The following is a 21,281-nucleotide window of genomic DNA, read 5'->3' on the forward strand; positions in this document are numbered from 1 at the left end:
GCACAAACGCGGCGAAACCACCTGACCTTCGACACTAAACACCCACCCCCGCCGCCACCCGCGCCAAAGGTCCCGCCCCACGCCGCCGTTGGTCCCACGGATTCCGCAACTCGCCCGCCACCTGCGAATTCCATGGGTGGACAGTTCCGGGAGGCGGGTGTACGAACAAGCCCCATGAGCGCGATCAACGGCGGAATCTCCTTCTGGTACGCAACCGACGGCCTCCCCACCCCTCGCGAGCCGCTGCCCGGCGACACGACCGCCGACGTGGTGATCGTCGGCGGTGGCTACACCGGCCTGTGGACGGCGTACTACCTGAAGAAGGCGGCCCCCTTCCTGGACATAGCGGTCCTGGAGTCCCGCTTCTGCGGCTACGGCGCCTCCGGCCGCAACGGCGGCTGGCTCTACAACGGCATCGCGGGCCGCGACCGGTACGCGAAGCTGCACGGCCAGGAGAGCGCCGTGCGCCTCCAGGAGGCGATGGACGACACGGTGGGCGAGGTGGTGCGGGTCGCCGACGAGGAGGGCATCGACGCCGACATCCACCGGGGCGGGGTGCTCGAAGTCGCTTACACACCCGCCCAGTTGGGACGTCTGAAGGCCTTCCACTCCTCCGAGGTCGCCTTCGGCGAGAAGGAACGGGTACTGCTCGGCGCGCGCGAGACCGCCGAGCGGATCCGGGTCGCCGGGGCGGTCGGCTCGACCTGGACCCCGCACGGGGCGCGCGTCCACCCCGTGAAACTGGTCAAGGGCCTGGCCCGGGTGGTCGAGGCCCTCGGCGTGCGGGTGTACGAGTCGACACCGGTCACCGAGATCAGCCCCGGGCACGCGGTCACCCCGTACGGAACCGTCCGCGCGCCGTACGTGCTGCGCTGCACGGAGGGCTTCACCGCGTCCCTCAAGGGGCAGCGGCGGGCCTGGCTGCCCATGAACTCCTCGATGATCGCGACCGAGCCCCTCGGTCCCGAGGTGTGGGAGGCGATCGGCTGGGCGGGGCGCGAGACGCTCGGCGACATGGCGCACGCGTACATGTACGCGCAGCGCACTGCGGACGACCGGATCGCGCTCGGCGGGCGGGGCGTGCCGTACCGCTTCGGCTCGCGCACCGACAACGACGGCCGTACACAGCCGGCGACGATCGAGGCGCTGCGGGAGATCCTGGTCCGCTTCTTCCCCCAGCTGGCCGGGGTACGGATCAGCCACGCCTGGTCGGGAGTGCTCGGCGTACCGCGCGACTGGTGCGCCTCGGTCACGCTCGACCGCACGACGGGCCTTGGCTGGGCGGGCGGTTACGTCGGCTCCGGGGTGGCCACGGCGAACCTGGCGGCGCGGACGCTGCGCGACCTGGTCCGCCAGGACTCGGGCCAGGCGGGTGCGACCGCCCTGACCGCCCTCCCCTGGGTCAACCACAAGGTGCGGATGTGGGAGCCGGAGCCGTTCCGGTGGGCGGGGGTGCGGGGCATGTACGCGGCGTACCGCTCGGCGGACCGCCGCGAGCTGCTACGCCCCCGCCCCACGACCGACCCCCTGGCGACCCTGGCCGACCGAATAGCAGGCCGCCACTGACCCGGCCCCGCCCACACCCGGCCCCCTGCCCACGCGGCCCGCGGCCATGAATGCGCTTCCCTGCCCTGCCCTGCCCACGCGGGGCCGCTCATGCGGTTCCCCACGCCCCCAACCGGGCCTTGGCTCGGGCCGACGCAGGGGCGCGCCCTCAACCCGGCCTTGGCTCGGACCTACGCGGGTGGCTGGCCGCGCTCCGGTTGGCCTTCGTCCGCGGGCCGTGCGGGGCTGGTCGCGCAGTTCCCCGCGCCCCTAGAAGCCCTGGCGCTGGCCCGCGTTGGGCATCTTCAGCCCGTCCGGCGTTTGAGGACGAGCGCCGTTCAGGCGCGATACGGGGGTGCAGGGGGCGGAGCCCCCGCAGGGGTGCAGGGGCGCAGCCCCGCAGGGGTGCAGGGGCGCAGCCCCGCAGGGGGCCGGGGCGCAGGCCCGGGAGTCCAGCTCAGCCCACTCACACCCCCGGAGGGTCTCGGGAAGGGGCGGGGTGGGGAAACCCACCTACGCCACAACCACCCCGTACTCCCCCACCAACTCCCCCAACCCACCCCGATACCCCTTCCCACCCGGGACGAAGTCCCAGTCACCCCCACCCCGCCGCCGAAAGGAACCCAGCACCAACGCCGTCTCCCCCGGCCGCCCGTCCGCAACGGGCAACCGATCCAGCTCAACCCCACCCGCATCCCGCAGGCAGATCACCGCCGAGGTGAACCCCGCCAGATCCCCACCCGGAGCCCCCTCGGGGTCGACGGCGGCGACGAGCACCACCCGGTCCGCCCCCTCCGGCAGCGCATCGAAAGCGACCCGAATCGCAGCCCGGTCACCCCCCACCCCCGGCACCATCCGCACCGAACTCCCAGGATTGGAGGGGTTGTTGAAGAAAACGAACTCCTCCTCGGCCAGCACCCGCCCCCCGGCGCACACCAGCGCGCACACATCGACGGCGACCGCCCCGTCCCACACCATGCCCAGCAGATTGAAGTCCTCGACCTCGTCCGGCGCGGAGCCGGAGCCGGAGCCGCCCGCGGCCCGGGGCGCCGGAACGGTGGCCGCCCCCGCAGCACCAGCACCGGCACCGGAACCGGAACCGGGACCGGCCGGGGCCCCCTCCCCGAGCCGCCCCCGCAACCCGTGCTGATGCAGCAGATCCACCAGCTCGGCCCCCGAAACCAACGTCAGCGGCTTGCCCTCGGCAAACCCGTACGACCCGGGCCCGAACCCCGAAGTCGTCACCAGCACACCCTTGTTGGCCCCGGCCCCCTGCACCGTCCCGTACAGATCCCGCACCGCGGTCGGCGGCACCGTATTGCGGTAGCGCTTGACCTGCACGATGATCCGCCCGCCGCTGATCGGGTCGGGATCGAGCGCCTCGACGTCCACGCCCCCGTCGTTGGAGCGCTGCGTGGTGAGCGCCTGCATCCCCCGCGCCCGGAACAGCTCGGCGACGAGTCCCTCGAACTCGATGGGGTCCATCGTGAACAGGTCCGGCTCCCCGCCGCCCCCGTGCGACACGACACCCGTACCCACGTCGGCGGGCCGCCGCCCAGGACGTACGGCCGCACGCTGGTCGGGCCGCGCCGACAGCTGCCCACGCAGCGCCTCCACCAGGCAGTCGACCGCGCTGACCTGCCCGAGGTTGAGCGGCGCGAACGCGGCGCGCGGCACGCTCACCGCCGCGAGAAAGATCTCCGCACGCCGCCCGGTAGCCGGATCGACATCATCAACGAACCCATTGAGGACAACCGATTCGAGCACCCCGAACTCATCGGCCGCGAACAGATCGCGCAGCACCAGCAGCACACACTGCGCGAGCGCGTCCCGGTAGAGCGCGCGCCGCTGCGTGACGGGCCGGGCGGTCTCCTTCTCCTGATCCGAACTGGCCACGTAGCGAACGGACTTGACCTCGGGCACCACGTCGATGGGAGGCAGCTCCCAGTCGAGTACGAGCTGGCGCGCACCCCGGTCGAAGGCGGCCGCCACCTGCCGGGGGAACCCCTCCGGCCAGGCGCCCGAGGCATACAGCGCGGCCGAGAAGTAGTCGACCACGGCACCCGGCTCCCCGGCCCGCAGCGCCTCCACCAGCTGGGCGAGCCCCGCGTTGTGCGCCCGCACCTCCGCGAGCTGCCCCGACGCCCACGCGTCGTACTGCGCCCGGTACTCCGCGAGCTGCCGCACCCGCTGCGCCTCGGCGGCCCGCGCGGCCTGCCAGTCGTACTGGTACCTGGCCTGCGCCTCATGCTGCGCCTGCGCCCGCCGCCCGGCCGTCCAGCCGCCCTGGGCCTGGTAGTGCGCCGGGTCGGGCATGGGCACCGGCTGCGCGAGCTGCCCCGGCTCGAACGGCGCGACCGCCTCCGTCCGGTTCAGCGCCGCCACCCGAAACGGCGCCGCCCGACACCCCTCGCCCAACAACCCTCCCAGCGCCGCGACTTGACCCTCAATCTCCTCCGTACGCAGCCGGGCATCCGCCTCCCGCCCCTGCCGGTACGCCGCCTGCTGCTCGCGCTGCATCCGCGCGAGATCCCGCTCGTACGCCCGCTGCTCCCGCTGCTGCCGCACCACCGCCCGCTGCTGCGCCTCCCGCTGCCGCTGCTGCTGCCGCTGCGCCTCGGCCCAGACCCCGACAAGCCCACTGGAACGCCGGCTCATGCGCTGACTGCCTCTCTCCCCACACCCCGAAAACACAAGTGTCCCGGACCTGACGTCCCGGGACCATCCGTCACGCCCAACGCGGCCATCCCCCGCGACGGATCAGTGGAACCACGTCCGCACCGGACGGCCCCAGGCGCGCAGCGGCCCCGCCCGGCCGGCCATCACGAGGCTGCTCTGCGCCGGCTCCGAAGCCGTCGCCCTCAGTCGACGTCCCGTGGAAACTTGCCCACGCCACGCAGAAGCTCGAACAGCTGAGAAATCGAATGGGTGGAACCATTCCCACCGACGGCGGTAATCTCCGGCACCCTTTCCGCCTGACGCATGGACGCATAGATGAAAACGGGCACGCCGTCGCCACGACTCCGAATTTCGTGAATCAAATCGAGTCCGGCATTCGCGTTGTCCGCGCCGCCCTCCTGTCTCCCCATGTCGGAGACGATGGCGTCGAAGGGCTCGGGGGTTCTGAGCATGGCCCGGTGCGCCTCGGCCGTGGACTTCGCGATGTCCACCGTGACACCCAGAGTGCGCAACTGCTCGGCCTCGTACGTGTTGTTCTCCGGGTGATCGTCGACCCACAGGATCCTCCGGAGGGTCCTGGACGCAGCGCCCGCTTCCGGCACCTGCACCGCCGTGACATCCGCGAGCCGGCCCTGCATCTCCGCCGTGGACCGAAGCACCCGCTCCGACAGTTCCTGAACGGTCAGCTCCGCCTGCCCGACCTTGACCGTGAAGCCGCGCGACCGAATGATCTCCTTGAGTACGGGAAACAGCCTCCAGACTATTAAGCCGAAAATGGCAGGCCACGCCAGTCCCGTGAGCGCCTCTACCAGAGCCGTGGCGTCCTTCATTCCCATCCCTCTGTGGACGAGTCCAAAATATCGGCGATTCTTCCACGGCTCTCACCTGCGAGACAGCAGATGGCGAATACACGAGCGTTCCCTGGCCGAATCACGCCGATACGCACCACGGCAGCCCGATCGACACACATCGGCGGCCCGCCCCCACGAAGGACGGCGCCGAGCGGCCACCCGCGCCGGGACGGTCCGCCAGGCCATCGTCATTCCGCCGGGAGAGTACGAGACCGCCGGACTGGACCTCCCCGGCGAGCCGATACCCCATCGCCAGCCGCATCAACTCACCCGAAACCGGCGGGCTCCGGATGCTCAAGCGCCGCCCGACCCAGGCTGCCCATCCGGTGGAGACGTCAGCGATGAACGCCAAAGGGCCCCAGCCGACACCGGCTGGGGCCCTTCGCCCTGGAGCCCCCTGTCGGGTTCGAACCGACGACCCCCGCTTTACAAGAGCGGTGCTCTGGCCAACTGAGCTAAGGAGGCAACCCGTGAAGTGTAACCAACCCTCGCCCGGGCGCGGCCGGAAATTTGCCGGGGGTGGGCTCCAAGGCGCCGCGAAGGCGATACGTCGGAGTCGGCGGGCCCGGGGCGAGGGCGGCCCGGCGTAGACAGGGGCCCGGGGCGAGGGCGAGCCGTCGGTGTCGGCGGGCCCGGGCGACGGCCCGGACCGGCCGGGGTGGGCCGGCTCGGTACGGCCGGGGGTGACCACCAAGACCCCAACCCGCCCGCACCGACACCCCCGGCATGGTGGCCCGGCCCCCGGAATTGGGTGGCCCGGGCTGCTGACAACACGGACAGCGACCGGTAGCGTCCTGACCCAGCCCACCCAGGTGGACTAAACCACTCCTCCCTCTACTCGGATCGTCCGGCACGTTCCTGCCGGTGAAGGGACACATCAGTCATGGCCACTGTCACGTTCGACAAGGCGACCCGGATCTACCCGGGCTCCACCAAGCCCGCCGTCGACGGGCTCGAGATCGAGATCGAGGACGGCGAGTTCCTCGTCCTCGTCGGCCCCTCCGGCTGCGGAAAGTCCACCTCCCTGCGCATGCTCGCGGGCCTGGAGGACGTCAACGGCGGAGCGATCCGCATCGGCGAGCGTGACGTCACGCACCTGCCGCCCAAGGACCGGGACATCGCGATGGTGTTCCAGAACTACGCGCTGTACCCGCACATGACCGTCGCCGACAACATGGGCTTCGCCCTGAAGATCGCCGGCGTGAACAAGGCGGAGATCCGCAAGAAGGTGGAGGAGGCGGCCAAGATCCTCGACCTGAGCGAGTACCTGGACCGCAAGCCGAAGGCGCTCTCCGGTGGTCAGCGTCAGCGCGTCGCGATGGGCCGCGCCATCGTGCGCGAGCCGCAGGTCTTCCTCATGGACGAGCCGCTCTCCAACCTCGACGCCAAGCTCCGCGTCTCGACGCGTACGCAGATCGCCTCGCTCCAGCGCCGCCTCGGCATCACCACCGTGTACGTCACGCACGACCAGGTCGAGGCCATGACGATGGGCGACCGCGTGGCGGTCCTCAAGGACGGTCTGCTCCAGCAGATCGACTCGCCGCGCAACATGTACGACCGCCCGGCCAACCTCTTCGTCGCCGGCTTCATCGGCTCGCCCGCGATGAACCTGGTCGAGGTGCCGATCACCGACGGCGGCGTGAAGTTCGGCAACAGCGTGGTGCCGGTCAGCCGTGAGGCGCTGGCCGCGGCCGCCGACCGCGGCGACCGTACGGTCACCGTCGGCGTGCGCCCCGAGCACTTCGACATCGTCGAGCAGAACGGCGCCGCCGCCACGTCCCTCACCAAGGAGTCCGCGGACGCCCCGGCCGGCCTGGCCGTCACCGTCAACGTCGTCGAGGAACTCGGCGCCGACGGCTATGTGTACGGTTCCGCCGAGGTCGGCGGCGAGACCAAGGACCTCGTGGTCCGCGTGAACGGCCGCGCGGTGCCGGACAAGGGCACACAGCTTCACGTCGTCCCGCGTCCGGGTGAGACCCACGTGTTCTCCACCTCTACGGGCGAGCGCCTTACAGACTGAGACCGTGAGGCGGCCGCCACCAGGGGGTCTACGGTTGTGGCGGCCCCGCACGCGAGTGCGGGGCCGCAGCCGGTTGTCGACAAATACCCCGGCACACCGGTCATTTCGAATCGTGTTCGTCAACACACCATTCGAAAAACGACGTCGAACCATCCCCCGACAGGGTGACTAAATGTCGCCAAATCATCACTCCCCGCTACGCTCGCCTGCGTGACGCACACAGCCCGCCGAATCGGCCGAACTCTCGCCCTCGTCCTGCCCGTCGTCCTCGTCCTCTCCGGGACGCTCGCGGTCACCCGGGTCAACTGGGCCGGAAACGAATCGCAGATCCTGACCGCCTCATCCGAGAACGTCTCCGTACGCGCCAAGTCGCGCGCCCCGCAGGACGTACTGCGCGACGCGCTCCTGACCGAACTCCAGGAGAAGGACCCCGGCACCGCGCTGACCCACCTCCAGCGCGAGGTCGAGCACCGCCCCTCGCTCGCCCAGCACTGCATGTCCATCGCCCGCGCGCTCGGCAGGGCCGCCGTGGAGCACTACGGGCCCGTGAAGGCCCAGTCGTTCTCCCGCCCGGTCTGCGACACCTCCTTCGCCTCCGGCGTGGCCCAGGAGCGGTGACGTCCCGCTGCGGGGACGCCTATCGTTCACCGCATGACTGCGAGCACGACTGCGACTTTTCCGACCCAGGCCGTGGTTTTGGCGGGCGGCCAGGGCTCACGGCTCCGGCCCTACACCGACGACCGCCCCAAGCCGATGGTCGAGATCCCGGGCACCGGGGTCCCGATCATCGGCCATCAGCTCGCCTGGCTGGCCGCCGAGGGCGTCACTGACGCCGTTGTCTCCTGCGGCCACCTCGCCGACGTCCTGAAGGACTGGCTGGCCAAGGCCGATCTTCCGCTGCGCGTCACCACGGTCGTCGAGGACGAGCCGCTGGGCCGGGGCGGCGGCCTCAAGTACGCGGCGGCCTCGCTGCCCCACCACGACCAGCCCTGGTACGCCACCAACGGCGACATCTGGACGCGCTTCTCGCTCCGCGAGATGGCCTCCTTCCACGGCGAGCGGGACGCGACCGCCACCCTCGCCCTGGCCCGCCCCCGCATCCCGTGGGGCGCCGTCGAGACCGACGCCTTCGGCCACATCACCGACTTCATCGAGTCGCCGCCCTCGCCGTACCTCATCAACGCGGGCGTGTACGTCTTCTCCGCGGCCTTCACCGCGATGCTGCCGGACGTCGGCGACCACGAGCGCACCACCTTCCCCCGCCTCGCCCGCGAACGCCGCCTGGCCGGCTTCCCGCTGCCGCAGGGGGCGTACTGGCGCGCCATCGACACCGTGAAGGACCTCACCGAAGCCGCCAAGGAGCTTTCCAGCGGCGGCAGTTGAGCGACCCGCGTGTCAACTCCCTTGACTGACACGCACACGGCAGGGGCCGGACACCTCAAGTGTCCGGCCCCTGCCGTGCGTTGGGGCCTCGAACGTCCGGCCCCTGCCGTGCGTCGGGCGGCTCAAGTGGCCGCCCCCTGAAGCGTGTTGGGGGCTACCCGAGCAGCCCGCCGATCGGGTTGCGGTTGCTGCCGCCGCCACCGCTGGAGCCGCCGTGGCCGCCGCTGGAGCCCGTACCGCCCGACGAGGTCGGACCCGCGCTGGTGGGCGCCGGCGCCTGGGGCGTGGTGCCCCGGTGGCGGGAGGGGGCGTGGCCGCCGGTGCCGGCGGAGTGGCTCGGCTGTCCGGTGGTGCCCGCCGTGGCCGTCTGGTGCGCCTTCGGCTTCTTGGACGCCTTCGCGGACGGGCTCGCCGAACTCTTCGCCTTGGGCGAGGGCTTGACCGCCCTGGGGGTCGTACGCGGCGCGAGCGCCGGGCCGGTCTCGCTCGGCAGCGGGGTGCCGGGCAGGTAGTTGGTCGGGTCGTCGTCGGGTCCGGGCACGGTCACCACGGTGGTGGAGCGGACCGCGCCGCCGAGCAGCGCGCCGGTGGTCAGGGTGAGGCCGATGACGACGGTCGTCATGACGAGCCCCCGGCGCAGCACCCGCCGCCGCAGCTCCCAGAGTTCGGAGCGCGGGCCGAGCTTGCGCCAGGCCTCGCCGGCGAGCCGCGCGTCGAGGGAGTAGACCGGCGCGCCCGCGATGATCAGCGGGGACCAGGCGGCGAGGTAGATGATGTCGGGCGCGTCATAGGCGCGCACGGTCTGCCAGCTGACGGTCACGAGCAGGGCCGCCGAGAGCAGCGCGCCGAACACGGCGGCCACCCGCTGCCACAGACCGAGCATCGTCAGTACGCCGACGACGACTTGGAGGAAGGCGACGGTCAGGCCCGCGCCCACGGGATGCTGGAGGGCGAAGTCGCGCAGGGGCTCGGCGAGCGCCCAAGGGTGCAGCGAATTGAGCCACTTGACCATCGAGCCGCGCTCGCCGCCGTCGAAGTAGACGGGGTCGCACAGCTTGCCCATGCCCGCGTACACGGAGATGAAGCCGAGGAAGACGCGCAGCGGGAGCAGCACGACGCCGAGGTTCATCCGGCGGCCCGGATAGTAGGCGTGCCGGACGGGATCGGCGCCGCGCCGCTTGGCGGGCGAGCCGTCGTCGGCGCCGTCGTCGAACTCGTCGAAGTCCTCGAAGTCGCCCTGGGCGTAAGCCTGTTGACCGTACGGCGTACGCATCTGCGGGAGCAGTGCGGTCTCCGGCCCGGCGCCGGGTCCGGGGACCAGCGGCGTCGGCATCGTGTCGTCGACGGAGATGCGCGGGATGGTCTGCGTCGCGCCGGTGTCGTAACTCGCGCCACCGCCGCCGACGGAGGTGGCGCGGACCGCCTGCAGCAGTCCGCTCGCCCCCGGCGCCGACTTCCCGCTCCACACCACGGGCGCCCTGCGGCGCACCGCGGTGCTCGAAATGACGGGCTGCGGCAGCGACTTGGGGGCAAGCTTCACCCTGAAACTCGCGTGGTTGACGATGACCTGCGCGGGGTCGCAGTCCACCTTGGCCATGCTCAGGGCAGGCTGGTCGTCGAACCCGGGCCGGGGCGTTCTGGTGTCCACACTCATCTAACCGAGTGATGGGTGTTTAGGACACTGCTTGACGGGTCCGAATCTGTCCGAGACCCGTCAAGATCACCCAGCTCAGGCGCGTCGGCGGGCCGCCTCGTAGAGCACGATGCCCGCGGCCACACCGGCGTTGAGGGACTCGGCGCCGCCCGGCATCGAGATCCGCACGCGGTAGTCGCAGGTCTCGCCGACGAGCCGGCCAAGTCCCTTGCCCTCGCTGCCGATCACGATCACGACGGGGCCGGCGATCTGCTCGAGCTCCTCGACCGTGTGCTCGCCGTCGGCCGCCAGACCGACGATCGTGAGGCCTTCCTTCTTGTAGGCCTCCAGGGCGCGCGTCAGGTTGGTGACGCGGGAGACCGGGGTGCGCGCCGCGGTGCCGGCGGACGACTTCCAGGCGCCCGCCGTCATGCCGGCCGCACGCCGCTCGGGCACGACCACGCCGTGGCCGCCGAAGGCGGAGGTGGAGCGGACGATGGCGCCGAGGTTGCGCGGGTCGGTCACGCCGTCGAGCGCGACGATCAGCGGGTCCTCGCCGTTGTCGTACGCGGCGGCGGTGAGGTCCTGCGGCTCCGCGTACTCGTACGGCGGGACCTGGAGGACGAGACCCTGGTGGTTGAGCCCGTTGGTCATCCGGTCGAGCTCGGCGCGCGGGGCCTCCATCAGGTTGATGTTGCCGCGCTCGCCGGCGAGCTGGAGGGCCTCGCGGACCCGCTCGTCGTTGTCGATGTACTGCTGGACGTAGAGCGTGGTCGCCGGGACGCCGTCGCGCAGCGCCTCGAAGACGGGGTTGCGGCCCACGACCATCTCCGACGTGCCCTTGGAGCCGCCGCGCCGCGGCGCGGGGCGGCGGGTCGCGGCCTGCCTGGCCTTGGCCGTCGCGATGCGGTTCTTCTTGTGCTTCTTGCGGTCCTCGGCCTTGGGAGTGGGGCCCTTGCCCTCCAGGCCACGGCGCCGCTGGCCACCGCTGCCGACCGTCGCGCCCTTCTTGTTGGACGTGCGGCGGTTCCTGCGCTGGCTGTTCCCGGCCATGACCTACCTATTTCCTCAGTGAATCCGCGATCCACATGCGGATGCAGATCGTGTACGTACGTATATGAAGTGTGCCGCCCGATCGCCCGGGCGGCACATCAGGCTCCGCTCAGCGCGGGCCGAGGGTCCAGCGGGGGCCGCTGGGGCCGTCCTCGATGACCAGGCCGGACTGGGTGAGCTGGTCGCGGATCGCGTCCGCGGTCGCCCAGTCCTTGCGGGACCGGGCGGCCTCGCGCTGCTCCAGGACCAGGCGTACGAGGGTGTCGACGGCCCCGTGCAGGTCTTCGCCCCGGTCGGTCTCGCCGGCCCAGTGCGGGTCCAGCGGGTCGAGGCCGAGGACGCCGAGCATCGCACGGACCTCGGCCAGGCGCGCGGTCGCGGCTTCCTTGTCGTCGGCGGCCAGGGCGCTGTTGCCCTGGCGCACCGTGGTGTGGACGATCGCGAGGGCCTGGGGCACGCCCAGGTCGTCGTCCATGGCCTCGGCGAACGCCGGCGGGACCTGGGCGGCGGGCTCGACGACGCCCCCCGCCTTCTCCACCACGCGCTGGATGAAGCCCTCGATGCGCGCGAACGCCGACTCGGCCTCGCGCAGGGCCTCCTCGCTGTACTCGATCATCGACCGGTAGTGCGGGGTGCCCAGGTAGTAGCGCAGCACGATCGGGCGCCACTGCTTGACCATCTCGGAGACCAGCACGCTGTTGCCGAGCGACTTCGACATCTTCTCGCCGGACATCGTCACCCAGGCGTTGTGCACCCAGTACTCGGCGAAGTCGTCGCCGAAGGCCTTGGCCTGGGCGATCTCGTTCTCGTGGTGCGGGAAGATCAGGTCGAGACCGCCGCCGTGGATGTCGAAGGCGCTGCCCAGGTACTTGTGGGCCATCGCCGAGCACTCCAGGTGCCAGCCGGGCCGGCCGCGGCCCCACGGGGTCTCCCAGTCGGGCTCGCCCGGCTTGGAGGCCTTCCACATCGCGAAGTCGCGCGGGTCGCGCTTGCCGGCGACGCCCTCGTCGGGCTGGCGCAGGTCGTCGATGTCCTGGTTGGACAGGGACAGGTACTCGGGGAAGGACCGCACGTCGAAGTAGACGCTGCCGTCCGCCTCGTAGGCGTGGCCGCGCTCGATGAGGCCGCGCATCATCTCGACCATCTCGGTGATGTGGCCGGTCGCGCGAGGCTCGTAGGTGGGCGCGAGGCAGCCGAGCGCGGTGTAGCCGTCGTTGAACGCCCGCTCGTTCTCGTAGCCGATCGACCACCAGGGGCGGCCCTGCTCGGCCGACTTCTTGATGATCTTGTCGTCGATGTCGGTGACGTTACGGATGAACGTGACGTCGTAGCCGCGGTATTCGAACCAGCGGCGCATGATGTCGAAGTTGAGTCCCGACCGGATGTGTCCGATGTGCGGGGCCGCCTGGACCGTGGCGCCACACAGGTAGATCGAGACACAGCCCTGCGTGAGCGGGACGAAGTCGCGAATCTGCCGGGCGCTGGTGTCGTACAGGCGAATGGTCACCACACCAGGGTAGTGGCCCAATACCAGTGCCCCGCGACCCTTTACCGGCCCCGGGGCACACAATTTGGCGACTGTTGGGTCTCAGAGCCTTCCGACGATCTTGCGCGGGGTGATCCGGACGACCACACGCGGGGCGTCGTTGACCGAGTCCGGGTTGAACTCCCGGTACTTCTTGCCCATGTACTTCATCGCGAGCTCGTCGATCAGCTCCTGCCCGCCCTCGGTGGTGAGCTCGGCGGTGCCCCGGATCTCGGCGTACGTATACGGGGCGTCGAAGGGCTGGACGAGGACGGTGACGCGCGGATCGCGGCGCAGGTTCTTCTCCTTGCGCCGGCCCACGGTCGTCGAGATCAGTACGTCGTCGCCGTCCCGCTTCACCCAGACCGGGGACACCTGGGGGCTTCCGTCGGGCTGGATGGTGGCGATGTTGACGAAGACGGGGGTGTCGAGGAGTGCCTTGAGGTCGTCGCTGAGCTGAGCGGACACGTGCGGTCCTTCCGGAAGAGGAGCGAAGTGGTTGCCTCCTCTACTACCCCAGTCCGCCGCGTTTCTATGGCAACCGGTACACCATCGCCGTGGCGATCGCCGCGAGTCCCTCGGCCCGGCCGGTGAGCCCGAGCCCGTCGGTGGTGGTGCCGGACACCGAGACGGGCGCCCCGGCGGCGGCCGACAACGCCTTCTGCGCCTCCTCGCGCCGCTTGCCGATCTTCGGGCGTACGCCGATGACCTGCACCGCGATGTTGCCGATCTCGTAGCCCTCGGCGCGCACGATCCGGGCGGCCTCGGCGAGCAGGCTCACACCCGAGGCGCCGGACCACTCGGGGCGGTCGGTGCCGAAGTGGGCGCCGAGGTCGCCGACGCCGGCCGCCGAGAAGACGGCGTCACAGGCGGCGTGCGCGGCGACATCGCCGTCGGAGTGCCCGGCCAGACCGTACTCCTGGTCCTCCCAGAGCAGCCCGGCGCACCACAGCTCGCGGCCGGGCTCGAAGGCGTGGACGTCGGTGCCGATCCCGACCAGGGGGATCACCGGACCACCGGGCGGCCGCCCGGATTCGGACGCTTCAGAAGCCATCGTTGGCCCTCCGTCGTGCGAGTACGGCCTCGGCGAGTACGAGGTCGAGCGGGCGGGTCACCTTGAACGCCTCTTCGTGCCCCGGCACCACCACGACGGGCAGGCCGAGCTGCTCGATCATGCTCGCGTCGTCCGTGACGTTCTCGGTGACGCTCTCGTGGGCGCGTACGAGCGTGGCGTGGTCGAAGCCCTGCGGGGTCTGCACCGAGCGCAGCCGGCTCCGCTCCGGGGTGGTCACGACCGGCTCGGGCGAACCGTCGGTACGCGGCTCGACCTGCTTGACGGTGTCGGCGAGCGGGAGCGCGGGCACCACGGCGGGGGCGCCGTCGCGTACCGCCTCGATGACCGCGTCGACGGTGTCGACGGGGACGAGCGGGCGGGCCGCGTCATGGACCAGGACGACGTCGAAGCCCGGCGGCAGCGCGTCCAGGCCGAGCTTCACGGACTCCTGGCGGCTCTCGCCGCCGGGCACCACGAGGAAGTCGGTGCGGTCCGGCAGGGCGTGCTCGGCGAGGAGGTTCTTCACCTCGGTCGCCCCGTCCGGCGGGGCGACCACGACGACGAGCGAGACGGACCGGGACGCGGCCATCGCCCGTACGGCGTGCACGAGCATGGGAGTGCCGTTCAGCGCGCGGAGCGCCTTGGGGGCGCCCGGGCCGAGCCGCACACCGCGACCGGCCGCCGGAATCACCGCGGCGGTGCGGAAAGAGCGCGATTCGTCAGACAAGGTTTGTGTCCTCAAACGACATGGGTAGTGGCCTGGGAGTACCCCCTGCTCCTGGAGCCTGGGGGAGTGCCGGGCGCGACGCCCTGACCGGCCCTTCCGTGACACCGGTCAGGCAGGCCGCCCGGGCCCGGCACGCACAGTGCGGGCGCCGATGGCGACCGGGACATGAAGTACGGGCGCCGGCGGTAAGGGGATACGAACATGCCGCAGCGCCCGGCGACACAGCAATTTTCACTGCTGGTCAGCGGGCACCGCGGCAAAGCCGGGCATTCCGGGGCGGCGGCCCCGGAACTGACGGCGTCAGGACGCGAGAACCTCGTCGAGGAGGGCCTCGGCCTTGTCTTCGTTGGTGTTTTCCGCGAGGGCCAGCTCGCTCACCAGGATCTGGCGCGCCTTGGCGAGCATGCGCTTCTCACCTGCGGACAGTCCGCGCTCGCGCTCACGACGCCACAGGTCACGCACCACTTCGGCGACCTTGATGACATCGCCGGAGGCGAGCTTCTCAAGGTTTGCCTTGTAACGACGGGACCAGTTAGTGGGCTCCTCCGCGTACGGCGCGCGCAGCACCTCGAAGACCCGGTCCAGCCCGTCCTGACCAACTACATCGCGAACGCCGACGAACTCCGCGTTGTCCGCGGGCACGCGCACAGTCAAGTCGCCCTGGGCGACCTTGAGCACCAAGTAGGTCTTGTCCACGCCTTTGATCTGGCGAGTTTCGATGGCCTCGATCAGCGCGGCCCCGTGATGGGGATAGACCACGGTGTCGCCAACCTTGAACGTCATGTGACAGGTACCCCTTCCGTGGCTATCCAGGGTAACACGGAAACTGCTTCTTCTGAATGGCGTTTTCGCAGGTCAGGGCATATCTCGGGGCTTGACAACAGCAACAGGAACGTGCTGCGCAGGGCTTCCGGAAGGCGGTATTCGCAGGTCGGAGCGGCTGCGAAGGGGCCGCGAAACGCGTACGTTACCCACCCCCGGAAGGGGTCCCGAGAGGCCGAACGTCCCGGTTTGCCGGGTTCCAGGCGGTGAACTTCATCTACTCCGTTCGGCGCTCGTTCACCCGTTCGGCCGCGTGGGATTCTTTCCGGAATTGATCAACGAACGGCCGGGTCCGACCGCCCGGGTGGATTTTCGGTAAGGAATGCGTGGCGGGCCGGGGAATTGATCACCCGTAGATATGTGAACGGCGTACGAAAGCGCGAGATCAGCGGGGGATCCGCCCGAGATCGGCGGGTGATCCGCTCGACTTCCGCGGGCCCGCCGTCCGTAGGGGCGGGTCGGGTGCGGGGCGCGTGGGACGGCTCGGTAATCTAGGCCCGCTGACACACCCTTAGCTGGCCCTTAGGTATGCGGCCGGCTGATCCGTAGCCCGTCCGAAGCAATCCGTCTCGTACGTCCAAGGAGTTGCCGCCGCCGTGAGCCGCAGCCTTCGACGCGGCGCCCTCGCCGCTTCTGCCATCGCGTTCTCGCTCGCCTCCCTCTCCGCCTGCGCCGCGGGCAACAACGCCCAGACGCTCGGGGTCAAGGCCGACAACGCCTACGTCACCGTCGGCGACATCAAGGTCCAGAACGCGACGGTCGTCACCCAGCCGAAGGCCGACGCCGAGGGCCCGGCCGTCGTCGCGGCGACGCTGTTCAACAACGGCGCCGACCCGCAGACCCTGGACTCCGTCCAGGTCGGCAGCGCCACCGTCAAGCTCTCGCCCGCCAAGGGCACCGGCGCGATCACCGTCCCGGGCCACGGCTCGGTCGTGATCGGCGGCAAGGACAACGCCTCCGCGGTCGTCGACAACGGCCGCGAGGCCGCCAAGAACGGTGACGCGCAGAAGGTCACCTTCCAGTTCAGCAAGGCCGGCGCGGTGAGCCTGGAGGCCTTCGTCGTCCCGGCCACCAGCTACTTCGAGGGCGTCGGCCCCAGCGAGCTCCCCAAGCCCAAGGAGACCCCCTCCGGCGAGCCGTCGGGCAAGGCCTCCCCCTCGGGCACCCCGTCCAACTCCGCCAACCCGAACGCGGGCGGCAGCGGCAAGCCGGCCGGCTCCGGCTCGCCCTCGCACACCGCGAGCACCGGCACCGGTCAGTGACGCCGTCGCGACGCTGACGTGAGCCACGAAGGAGGGCGGCCCCGGATCCGATCCGGGGCCGCCCTCCTTCATATGCCGGCCGTCTCCACGCCGGCCGTCGCCTGTCGCCCGTCGGCCTACGGCTCGAACTTGTAGCCGAGACCGCGGACCGTCACCAGGTAGCGCGGGGCGCCCGGGTCCGGCTCGATCTTGGCGCGCAGGCGCTTGACGTGGACGTCGAGCGTCTTGGTGTCGCCGACGTAGTCCGCGCCCCACACCCGGTCGATGAGCTGCATACGGGTCAGGACGCGGCCCGCGTTGCGAAGGAGCATCTCCAGCAGGTCGAACTCCTTCAGCGGGAGGTCGACCTTGCCGCCGGAGACGGTGACCACGTGCCGGTCGACGTCCATGCGGACCGGGCCCGCCTCCAGGGCGGCCGGGGTGACCTCCTCGGGCTCGCCGCGGCGGCGAAGGACCGCGCGGATGCGGGCGACCAGCTCGCGCGAGGAGAACGGCTTGGTGACGTAGTCGTCGGCTCCTATTTCCAGGCCCACGACCTTGTCGATCTCGCTGTCCTTCGCCGTCACCATGATGACCGGGACGTTGGAGCGGCCGCGCAGCTGACGGCAGACCTCGGTGCCGGGCAGGCCGGGCAGCATCAGGTCGAGCAGGACCAGGTCGGCGCCGTTGCGCTCGAACTCGTCGAGGCCGTCGGGCCCGGTGGCCGCCACCGCGACCTCGAAGCCCTCCTTGCGGAGCATGTAGGACAGGGCGTCGCTGAAGGATTCCTCATCCTCGACGACGAGCACTCGGGTCACGGAAGGACCTCCGGGGCAGGAACTATGGCTGGTGAATGAGGCACAGCGGAACTGAAGGTCTCGTACGGGACGTCGTCGTCCTCGTCGACCGTGACCGGACCGCGCCCGGCCGATGCGCGGTCGCGAACGGCGCCGGCTTCCGGCAGCCGCAGGGTGAAGGTGGAGCCCTGTCCCTCGGAGCTCCACACCGTGACCTCCCCGCCGTGCGAGGCGGCCACGTGCTTGACGATGGCGAGGCCGAGGCCCGTGCCGCCGGTGGCACGGGAGCGGGCCGGGTCCACCCGGTAGAAGCGCTCGAAGACGCGCTCCCGGTCCTTCTCCGAGATGCCGATGCCCTGGTCGGTCACGGCGATCTCGATCAGGTCCCCACCAGGTGCGGCGATGCGCCGCCCGGCGATGCCGACCCGGGTCCTGGCCGGCGAGTAGTTCACCGCGTTCTCGACCAGGTTGCCGAGGGCCGCGGCGAGCTGGCCGCGGTTGCCCCACACGTACAGGTCGGCGGTGCCGCCCGCGGCCATGGTGATCTGCTTGGTGGACGCGGTGTGCCGGGAGCGGTCTATGGCCTCGGCGACGAGTTCGTCGACGCGGACCGGCTCGGCGTCCTCCAGCGGGTCGTCGTTCTGGACCCGGGAGAGGTCGATGAGCTCCTGGACCAGGTTGGTGAGCCGGGTCGCCTCGATCTGCATCCGGCCGGCGAAGCGGGTGACCGCCTCGGGGTCGTCCGAGGCGTCCATGACGGCCTCGGAGAGCAGGGAGAGCGCCCCGGTCGGGGTCTTGAGCTCATGGCTGACGTTGGCCACGAAGTCACGCCGTACGGCTTCGATGCGGCGGGCCTCCGTGAGGTCCTCCACCAGGAGCAGGACCAGCCGGGAGCCGAGCGGGGCGACCCGGGCGGAGACCGCGAGGGCCTCGCCGCGGCCGGTGCCGCGCCGGGGCAGGTCCAGCTCGACCTGCCGTATCTCGCCGTCGCGCCGGGTGTCGCGCGCCATGTGCAGCATGGGCTCGACGGCCAGCTTGCCGCCCCTGACCAGACCCAGCGCGTACGCCGCCGAGCTGGCCTTGACCACCGAGTCGCTCTCGTCGAGGACGACCGCGGAGGAGCGCAGCACGGAAAGGACCGTGTCCACGCCAGGGGGCAGTACGGCGTCGGTGTGCAGGGAGCTCCGGGTGGGCCGCGCCTGGTCGCGCTCGCTCCAGCGGAACGCCAGCATGGCGATCACGCCGGTGCACACCCCGGCGATCGCTGCCAATGCGGCGACCGCCGCGTTCACGTCCATGCACCCAGGTTATGCGGGGTCACCGACACTCTCCCAGCCAAACGGGTGGCCGCTCGAACGTTCGTCGCCCAGAGTTCACCGAGGTGATAGGGGCGGTTCACTTCCTATGGCCGAATCGGACGCGTAAGGGACGGAACGTGGGAGCGTGGGGGTCACAGGCACCCCCGGCCCCCCGGAGACCGCTGTAGAGAGGGACACCCCATGCGGGACGCGTACCACGAGGAACTTGACTCGATCGGCGAGGGCCTGGTCGAAATGGCCCGTCTTGTCGGGTCGGCGATCGGGCGCGCCACCACGGCCATGCTCGACGCCGATCTCAAGCTCGCCGAGAGCGTGATCGCGGCGGACCAGAAGGTCGACGATCTCCAGCACGATCTGGAGGCCCGCGCGATAGCCCTGCTGGCCCGCCAGCAGCCGGTCGCCACCGATCTGCGGATCGTCGTGACCTCCCTGCGCATGAGCGCCGACCTGGAGCGTTCGGGCGACCTCGCCCAGCACGTGGCCAAGCTGACCCGGCTGCGCTATCCGGACCGTGCCGTACCGCACGACCTGCACGCCACGATCCTGGAGATGGGCCAGCTCGCCCAGCGCCTGATGGCGAAGGCGGCCGAGGTCATCATCACCAAGGACGTCGACCTGGCCCTCCAGTTGGAGCAGGACGACGACGAGATGGACCTGCTGCACCGGACCCTGTTCCAGCACCTGATGGACGACCGCTGGAAGCACGGCATCGAGACGGCGGTCGACGTGACGCTGCTCGGCCGTTACTACGAGCGCTTCGCGGACCACGCCGTGTCGGTCGCCAAGCGCGTGGTGTACCTGGTCACGGGCGAGCACGCCGACGAACTCCAGCCGCCCGCGCAGGTCGAGGGGGCCTGAGGCCGTACCGGCCCCAACAGGCTTGCGCGCATGCGCCGTTGATGCGCCCGTCCCAGTGGGCATGCAATGGGCGAAGGCTCGTCGCGGCTGCCTACCCCCGGGAGGGACCCATGGCCGATTCACCCACGCCCGAACCACGCCAGGAAGCATCCGTCACACCTGTCGAAGTGGTCCGGCTCCCACTGATCGGCGCGTGCGGCTGCGGCTCCGGCTGCGGTTGCGGCTGCCAGTCGGGCGCACCCTGCCAGTGCGGCGGCTGACCCGAGGGACCGGCACGAGGAGGGGCCCCGCCCGGGTTCGGGCGGGGCCCCTCGCGTGCTCAGCGCGCGGCGGGGGTCACTTCACGGTGACGGTGACCGACGGCGAGGTGACCTCGTCGTACTTGATCCGCAGTTCCTGCTTGCCCTTGTCGTTGAGCTTGGCGTCGAGGGAGTAGCTGCTGCCCTGCTTGACCAGCGTGCTCGCCTGAAGGGTCGTCCACTTGCTGCCCTTCTTGTGCTGGAGCACCACCTTCGTGCCTATGGGCAGGCCCTTGGTGCGGCCCGTGAAGGTCACCTTGTCGCCGGCCTTCACCGAGGTCGAGGACGCCTTGATGGTGATCGAGCCGGTCATCTTGGACGCGGAGGGGCTCGGCTTGGGGCTCGCGGCGGCCGAGGCGAAGGTGCCGGCGGCACCGGCGGTCAGCAGGGCGGCGGACAGCGCACCGGCGGCGAAGGTACGGACACAACGGCTGCGCAGGGTGGTATTCACGTTCTGGACTCCCGTCTTGGCGGACTCCCCCAGGTGGAACGCAGTTCACCACTTCGGGCGAAATGCACCTTTCGAGGCTATCCACGAGACCGGGAGACGGCGACCGGAGGGTGCCGCGGCCGTGACGGAGCGTAAAAGCGGCCCTCTTCCGCCCGGAAAAACGCGAGCCCCCTGCCACCCGGGACGGGTGACAGGGGGCTCGGCGGGCGTCGGGGCGGGTTACTTCTTGCCCTGGTTCTTCACGGCCTCGATCGCGGCGGCGGCCGCGTCCGGGTCCAGGTAGGTGCCGCCCGGCTTGACCGGCTTGAAGTCGGCGTCGAGCTCGTAGACGAGCGGGATGCCGGTCGGGATGTTCAGGCCCGCGATGTCGGCGTCGGAGATGCCGTCGAGGTGCTTGACCAGCGCGCGCAGCGAGTTGCCGTGGGCGGCGACCAGGACGGTCTTGCCGTCGAGCAGGTCCGGGACGATGCCGTCGTACCAGTACGGCAGCATGCGCGTGACGACGTCCTTGAGGCACTCGGTCTGCGGGCGCAGCTCCGGCGGGATCGTCGCGTAACGGGCGTCGTCGCTCTGCGAGAACTCCGTGCCGTCCTCGAGGGCCGGCGGCGGGGTGTCGTAGGAGCGGCGCCACAGCATGAACTGCTCCTCGCCGAACTCGGCGAGCGTCTGCGCCTTGTCCTTGCCCTGGAGCGCGCCGTAGTGGCGCTCGTTCAGGCGCCAGCTGCGGTGCACCGGGATCCAGTGGCGGTCCGCGGACTCCAGCGCGAGCTGGGCGGTGCGGATCGCGCGCTTCTGGAGGGAGGTGTGCAGCACGTCGGGGAGCAGGCCGGCGTCCTTGAGCAGCTCACCGCCGCGCGCCGCCTCCTTCTCGCCCTTCGGCGTGAGGTTGACGTCCACCCAACCGGTGAACAGGTTCTTCTCGTTCCACTCGCTCTCGCCGTGGCGGAGCAGGATCAGCTTGTACGGTGCGTCGGCCATGCGTCCGAGCCTAATCGACGTTCCGGGGCCCTCGCGCGCGCAGGGA

The 21,281-nt window shown here is 70.7% G+C and carries 19 protein-coding genes and 1 tRNA gene; 6 read left to right on the top strand and 14 right to left on the bottom strand.

The window, feature by feature from the left end:
- Positions 1-174: 174 nt before the first annotated feature.
- On the top strand, positions 175-1,566 hold the full coding sequence (locus ACFYZA_RS34925) for an NAD(P)/FAD-dependent oxidoreductase (protein WP_388494537.1): 1,392 nt from the start codon (positions 175-177) through the stop codon (positions 1,564-1,566).
- 492 nt (positions 1,567-2,058) lie between these two features.
- On the opposite strand, the gene ACFYZA_RS34930 is transcribed toward ACFYZA_RS34925, so the two are convergent.
- From ACFYZA_RS34930 to ACFYZA_RS34940, 3 genes are all read right to left on the bottom strand, one after another.
- The gene (locus ACFYZA_RS34930; protein WP_388494538.1) at positions 2,059-4,203 is read right to left on the bottom strand and encodes a restriction endonuclease; all 2,145 of its coding nucleotides are present in this window, start codon (positions 4,201-4,203) and stop codon (positions 2,059-2,061) included.
- Positions 4,204-4,406: 203 nt separating this feature from the next.
- Positions 4,407-5,054 (bottom strand): hypothetical protein, encoded by a 648-nt coding sequence (locus ACFYZA_RS34935; protein ID WP_388494539.1) that lies wholly within the window; start codon positions 5,052-5,054, stop codon positions 4,407-4,409.
- A gap of 409 nt (positions 5,055-5,463) precedes the next feature.
- Positions 5,464-5,540, bottom strand: a tRNA-Thr gene (locus ACFYZA_RS34940).
- Between the two features lie 418 nt (positions 5,541-5,958).
- Here ACFYZA_RS34940 and ACFYZA_RS34945 point away from each other — a divergent pair.
- The 3 genes from ACFYZA_RS34945 (at position 5,959) to ACFYZA_RS34955 (ending at position 8,478) form a co-directional block, all read left to right on the top strand.
- Positions 5,959-7,095, top strand: coding sequence for an ABC transporter ATP-binding protein (locus ACFYZA_RS34945; protein ID WP_382598602.1), 1,137 nt, complete (start codon positions 5,959-5,961; stop codon positions 7,093-7,095).
- A 210-nt stretch (positions 7,096-7,305) separates the two neighbouring features.
- Positions 7,306-7,713, top strand: coding sequence for a hypothetical protein (locus ACFYZA_RS34950; protein ID WP_100577781.1), 408 nt, complete (start codon positions 7,306-7,308; stop codon positions 7,711-7,713).
- A 33-nt stretch (positions 7,714-7,746) separates the two neighbouring features.
- Positions 7,747-8,478, top strand: a complete 732-nt coding sequence (locus tag ACFYZA_RS34955; RefSeq protein WP_382598600.1) for an NDP-sugar synthase — start codon at positions 7,747-7,749, stop codon at positions 8,476-8,478.
- 154 nt (positions 8,479-8,632) lie between these two features.
- On the opposite strand, the gene ACFYZA_RS34960 is transcribed toward ACFYZA_RS34955, so the two are convergent.
- The 7 genes from ACFYZA_RS34960 to ACFYZA_RS34990 form a co-directional block, all read right to left on the bottom strand.
- Positions 8,633-10,132 carry a DoxX family protein gene (locus ACFYZA_RS34960; protein ID WP_388494540.1) on the bottom strand — a complete coding sequence of 500 codons (1,500 nt, stop codon included), beginning with the start codon at positions 10,130-10,132 and terminating at the stop codon, positions 8,633-8,635.
- Positions 10,133-10,207: 75 nt separating this feature from the next.
- The gene (rlmB, locus tag ACFYZA_RS34965) at positions 10,208-11,164 is read right to left on the bottom strand and encodes a 23S rRNA (guanosine(2251)-2'-O)-methyltransferase RlmB (protein ID WP_167158106.1); all 957 of its coding nucleotides are present in this window, start codon (positions 11,162-11,164) and stop codon (positions 10,208-10,210) included.
- Positions 11,165-11,273: 109 nt separating this feature from the next.
- The gene (gene cysS / locus ACFYZA_RS34970) at positions 11,274-12,671 is read right to left on the bottom strand and encodes a cysteine--tRNA ligase (RefSeq protein WP_388494541.1); all 1,398 of its coding nucleotides are present in this window, start codon (positions 12,669-12,671) and stop codon (positions 11,274-11,276) included.
- Positions 12,672-12,752: 81 nt separating this feature from the next.
- The gene (locus tag ACFYZA_RS34975) at positions 12,753-13,157 is read right to left on the bottom strand and encodes a PPOX class F420-dependent oxidoreductase (protein WP_382598592.1); all 405 of its coding nucleotides are present in this window, start codon (positions 13,155-13,157) and stop codon (positions 12,753-12,755) included.
- 64 nt (positions 13,158-13,221) lie between these two features.
- On the bottom strand, positions 13,222-13,743 hold the full coding sequence (gene ispF, locus ACFYZA_RS34980; protein WP_388494542.1) for a 2-C-methyl-D-erythritol 2,4-cyclodiphosphate synthase: 522 nt from the start codon (positions 13,741-13,743) through the stop codon (positions 13,222-13,224).
- On the bottom strand, positions 13,733-14,470 hold the full coding sequence (gene ispD, locus ACFYZA_RS34985; RefSeq protein WP_388494543.1) for a 2-C-methyl-D-erythritol 4-phosphate cytidylyltransferase: 738 nt from the start codon (positions 14,468-14,470) through the stop codon (positions 13,733-13,735). Before ispD ends, ispF begins: the two co-directional genes overlap by 11 nt.
- A gap of 300 nt (positions 14,471-14,770) precedes the next feature.
- Entirely contained in the window at positions 14,771-15,253 is a 483-nt protein-coding gene (locus ACFYZA_RS34990) for a CarD family transcriptional regulator (protein ID WP_003953493.1), read from the bottom strand.
- Positions 15,254-15,888: 635 nt separating this feature from the next.
- Here ACFYZA_RS34990 and ACFYZA_RS34995 point away from each other — a divergent pair.
- Positions 15,889-16,554 (top strand): DUF461 domain-containing protein, encoded by a 666-nt coding sequence (locus ACFYZA_RS34995; RefSeq protein WP_388494544.1) that lies wholly within the window; start codon positions 15,889-15,891, stop codon positions 16,552-16,554.
- A gap of 116 nt (positions 16,555-16,670) precedes the next feature.
- Here ACFYZA_RS34995 and ACFYZA_RS35000 read toward each other — a convergent pair whose 3' ends face one another.
- Both ACFYZA_RS35000 and ACFYZA_RS35005 read right to left on the bottom strand, forming a co-directional pair.
- On the bottom strand, positions 16,671-17,351 hold the full coding sequence (locus tag ACFYZA_RS35000; RefSeq protein ID WP_017242433.1) for a response regulator transcription factor: 681 nt from the start codon (positions 17,349-17,351) through the stop codon (positions 16,671-16,673).
- Positions 17,348-18,628 carry a sensor histidine kinase gene (locus ACFYZA_RS35005; protein ID WP_382596398.1) on the bottom strand — a complete coding sequence of 427 codons (1,281 nt, stop codon included), beginning with the start codon at positions 18,626-18,628 and terminating at the stop codon, positions 17,348-17,350. Before ACFYZA_RS35005 ends, ACFYZA_RS35000 begins: the two co-directional genes overlap by 4 nt.
- 201 nt (positions 18,629-18,829) lie before the next feature.
- Here ACFYZA_RS35005 and phoU point away from each other — a divergent pair, with 201 nt between their 5' ends.
- On the top strand, positions 18,830-19,507 hold the full coding sequence (gene phoU / locus ACFYZA_RS35010) for a phosphate signaling complex protein PhoU (RefSeq protein WP_382596395.1): 678 nt from the start codon (positions 18,830-18,832) through the stop codon (positions 19,505-19,507).
- Between the two features lie 336 nt (positions 19,508-19,843).
- On the opposite strand, the gene ACFYZA_RS35015 is transcribed toward phoU, so the two are convergent.
- The gene (locus ACFYZA_RS35015) at positions 19,844-20,257 is read right to left on the bottom strand and encodes a hypothetical protein (RefSeq protein ID WP_382596392.1); all 414 of its coding nucleotides are present in this window, start codon (positions 20,255-20,257) and stop codon (positions 19,844-19,846) included.
- A 219-nt stretch (positions 20,258-20,476) separates the two neighbouring features.
- Positions 20,477-21,235, bottom strand: a complete 759-nt coding sequence (locus ACFYZA_RS35020; protein WP_161248451.1) for a phosphoglyceromutase — start codon at positions 21,233-21,235, stop codon at positions 20,477-20,479.
- Between the last annotated feature and the right edge of the window lie 46 nt (positions 21,236-21,281).

Origin of the sequence: Streptomyces sp. NPDC001828 (assembly GCF_042892175.1) — a bacterium.
GTDB lineage: Bacteria > Actinomycetota > Actinomycetes > Streptomycetales > Streptomycetaceae > Streptomyces.

What these genes read in the sequence shown, in the direction of transcription:
- ACFYZA_RS34960 (WP_388494540.1), bottom strand. Translation starts at nt 10,132, where the DNA reads ATGAGTGTGGACACCAGAACGCCCCGGCCCGGGTTCGACGACCAGCCT.
- ACFYZA_RS34930 (WP_388494538.1), bottom strand. Translation starts at nt 4,203, where the DNA reads ATGAGCCGGCGTTCCAGTGGGCTTGTCGGGGTCTGGGCCGAGGCGCAG.
- ACFYZA_RS34990 (WP_003953493.1), bottom strand. Translation starts at nt 15,253, where the DNA reads ATGACGTTCAAGGTTGGCGACACCGTGGTCTATCCCCATCACGGGGCC.
- ACFYZA_RS34935 (WP_388494539.1), bottom strand. Translation starts at nt 5,054, where the DNA reads ATGAAGGACGCCACGGCTCTGGTAGAGGCGCTCACGGGACTGGCGTGG.
- phoU (WP_382596395.1), top strand. Translation starts at nt 18,830, where the DNA reads ATGCGGGACGCGTACCACGAGGAACTTGACTCGATCGGCGAGGGCCTG.
- ACFYZA_RS35020 (WP_161248451.1), bottom strand. Translation starts at nt 21,235, where the DNA reads ATGGCCGACGCACCGTACAAGCTGATCCTGCTCCGCCACGGCGAGAGC.
- ACFYZA_RS35005 (WP_382596398.1), bottom strand. Translation starts at nt 18,628, where the DNA reads ATGGACGTGAACGCGGCGGTCGCCGCATTGGCAGCGATCGCCGGGGTG.
- ACFYZA_RS34945 (WP_382598602.1), top strand. Translation starts at nt 5,959, where the DNA reads ATGGCCACTGTCACGTTCGACAAGGCGACCCGGATCTACCCGGGCTCC.
- ACFYZA_RS34925 (WP_388494537.1), top strand. Translation starts at nt 175, where the DNA reads ATGAGCGCGATCAACGGCGGAATCTCCTTCTGGTACGCAACCGACGGC.
- ispF (WP_388494542.1), bottom strand. Translation starts at nt 13,743, where the DNA reads ATGGCTTCTGAAGCGTCCGAATCCGGGCGGCCGCCCGGTGGTCCGGTG.
- ACFYZA_RS34955 (WP_382598600.1), top strand. Translation starts at nt 7,747, where the DNA reads ATGACTGCGAGCACGACTGCGACTTTTCCGACCCAGGCCGTGGTTTTG.
- rlmB (WP_167158106.1), bottom strand. Translation starts at nt 11,164, where the DNA reads ATGGCCGGGAACAGCCAGCGCAGGAACCGCCGCACGTCCAACAAGAAG.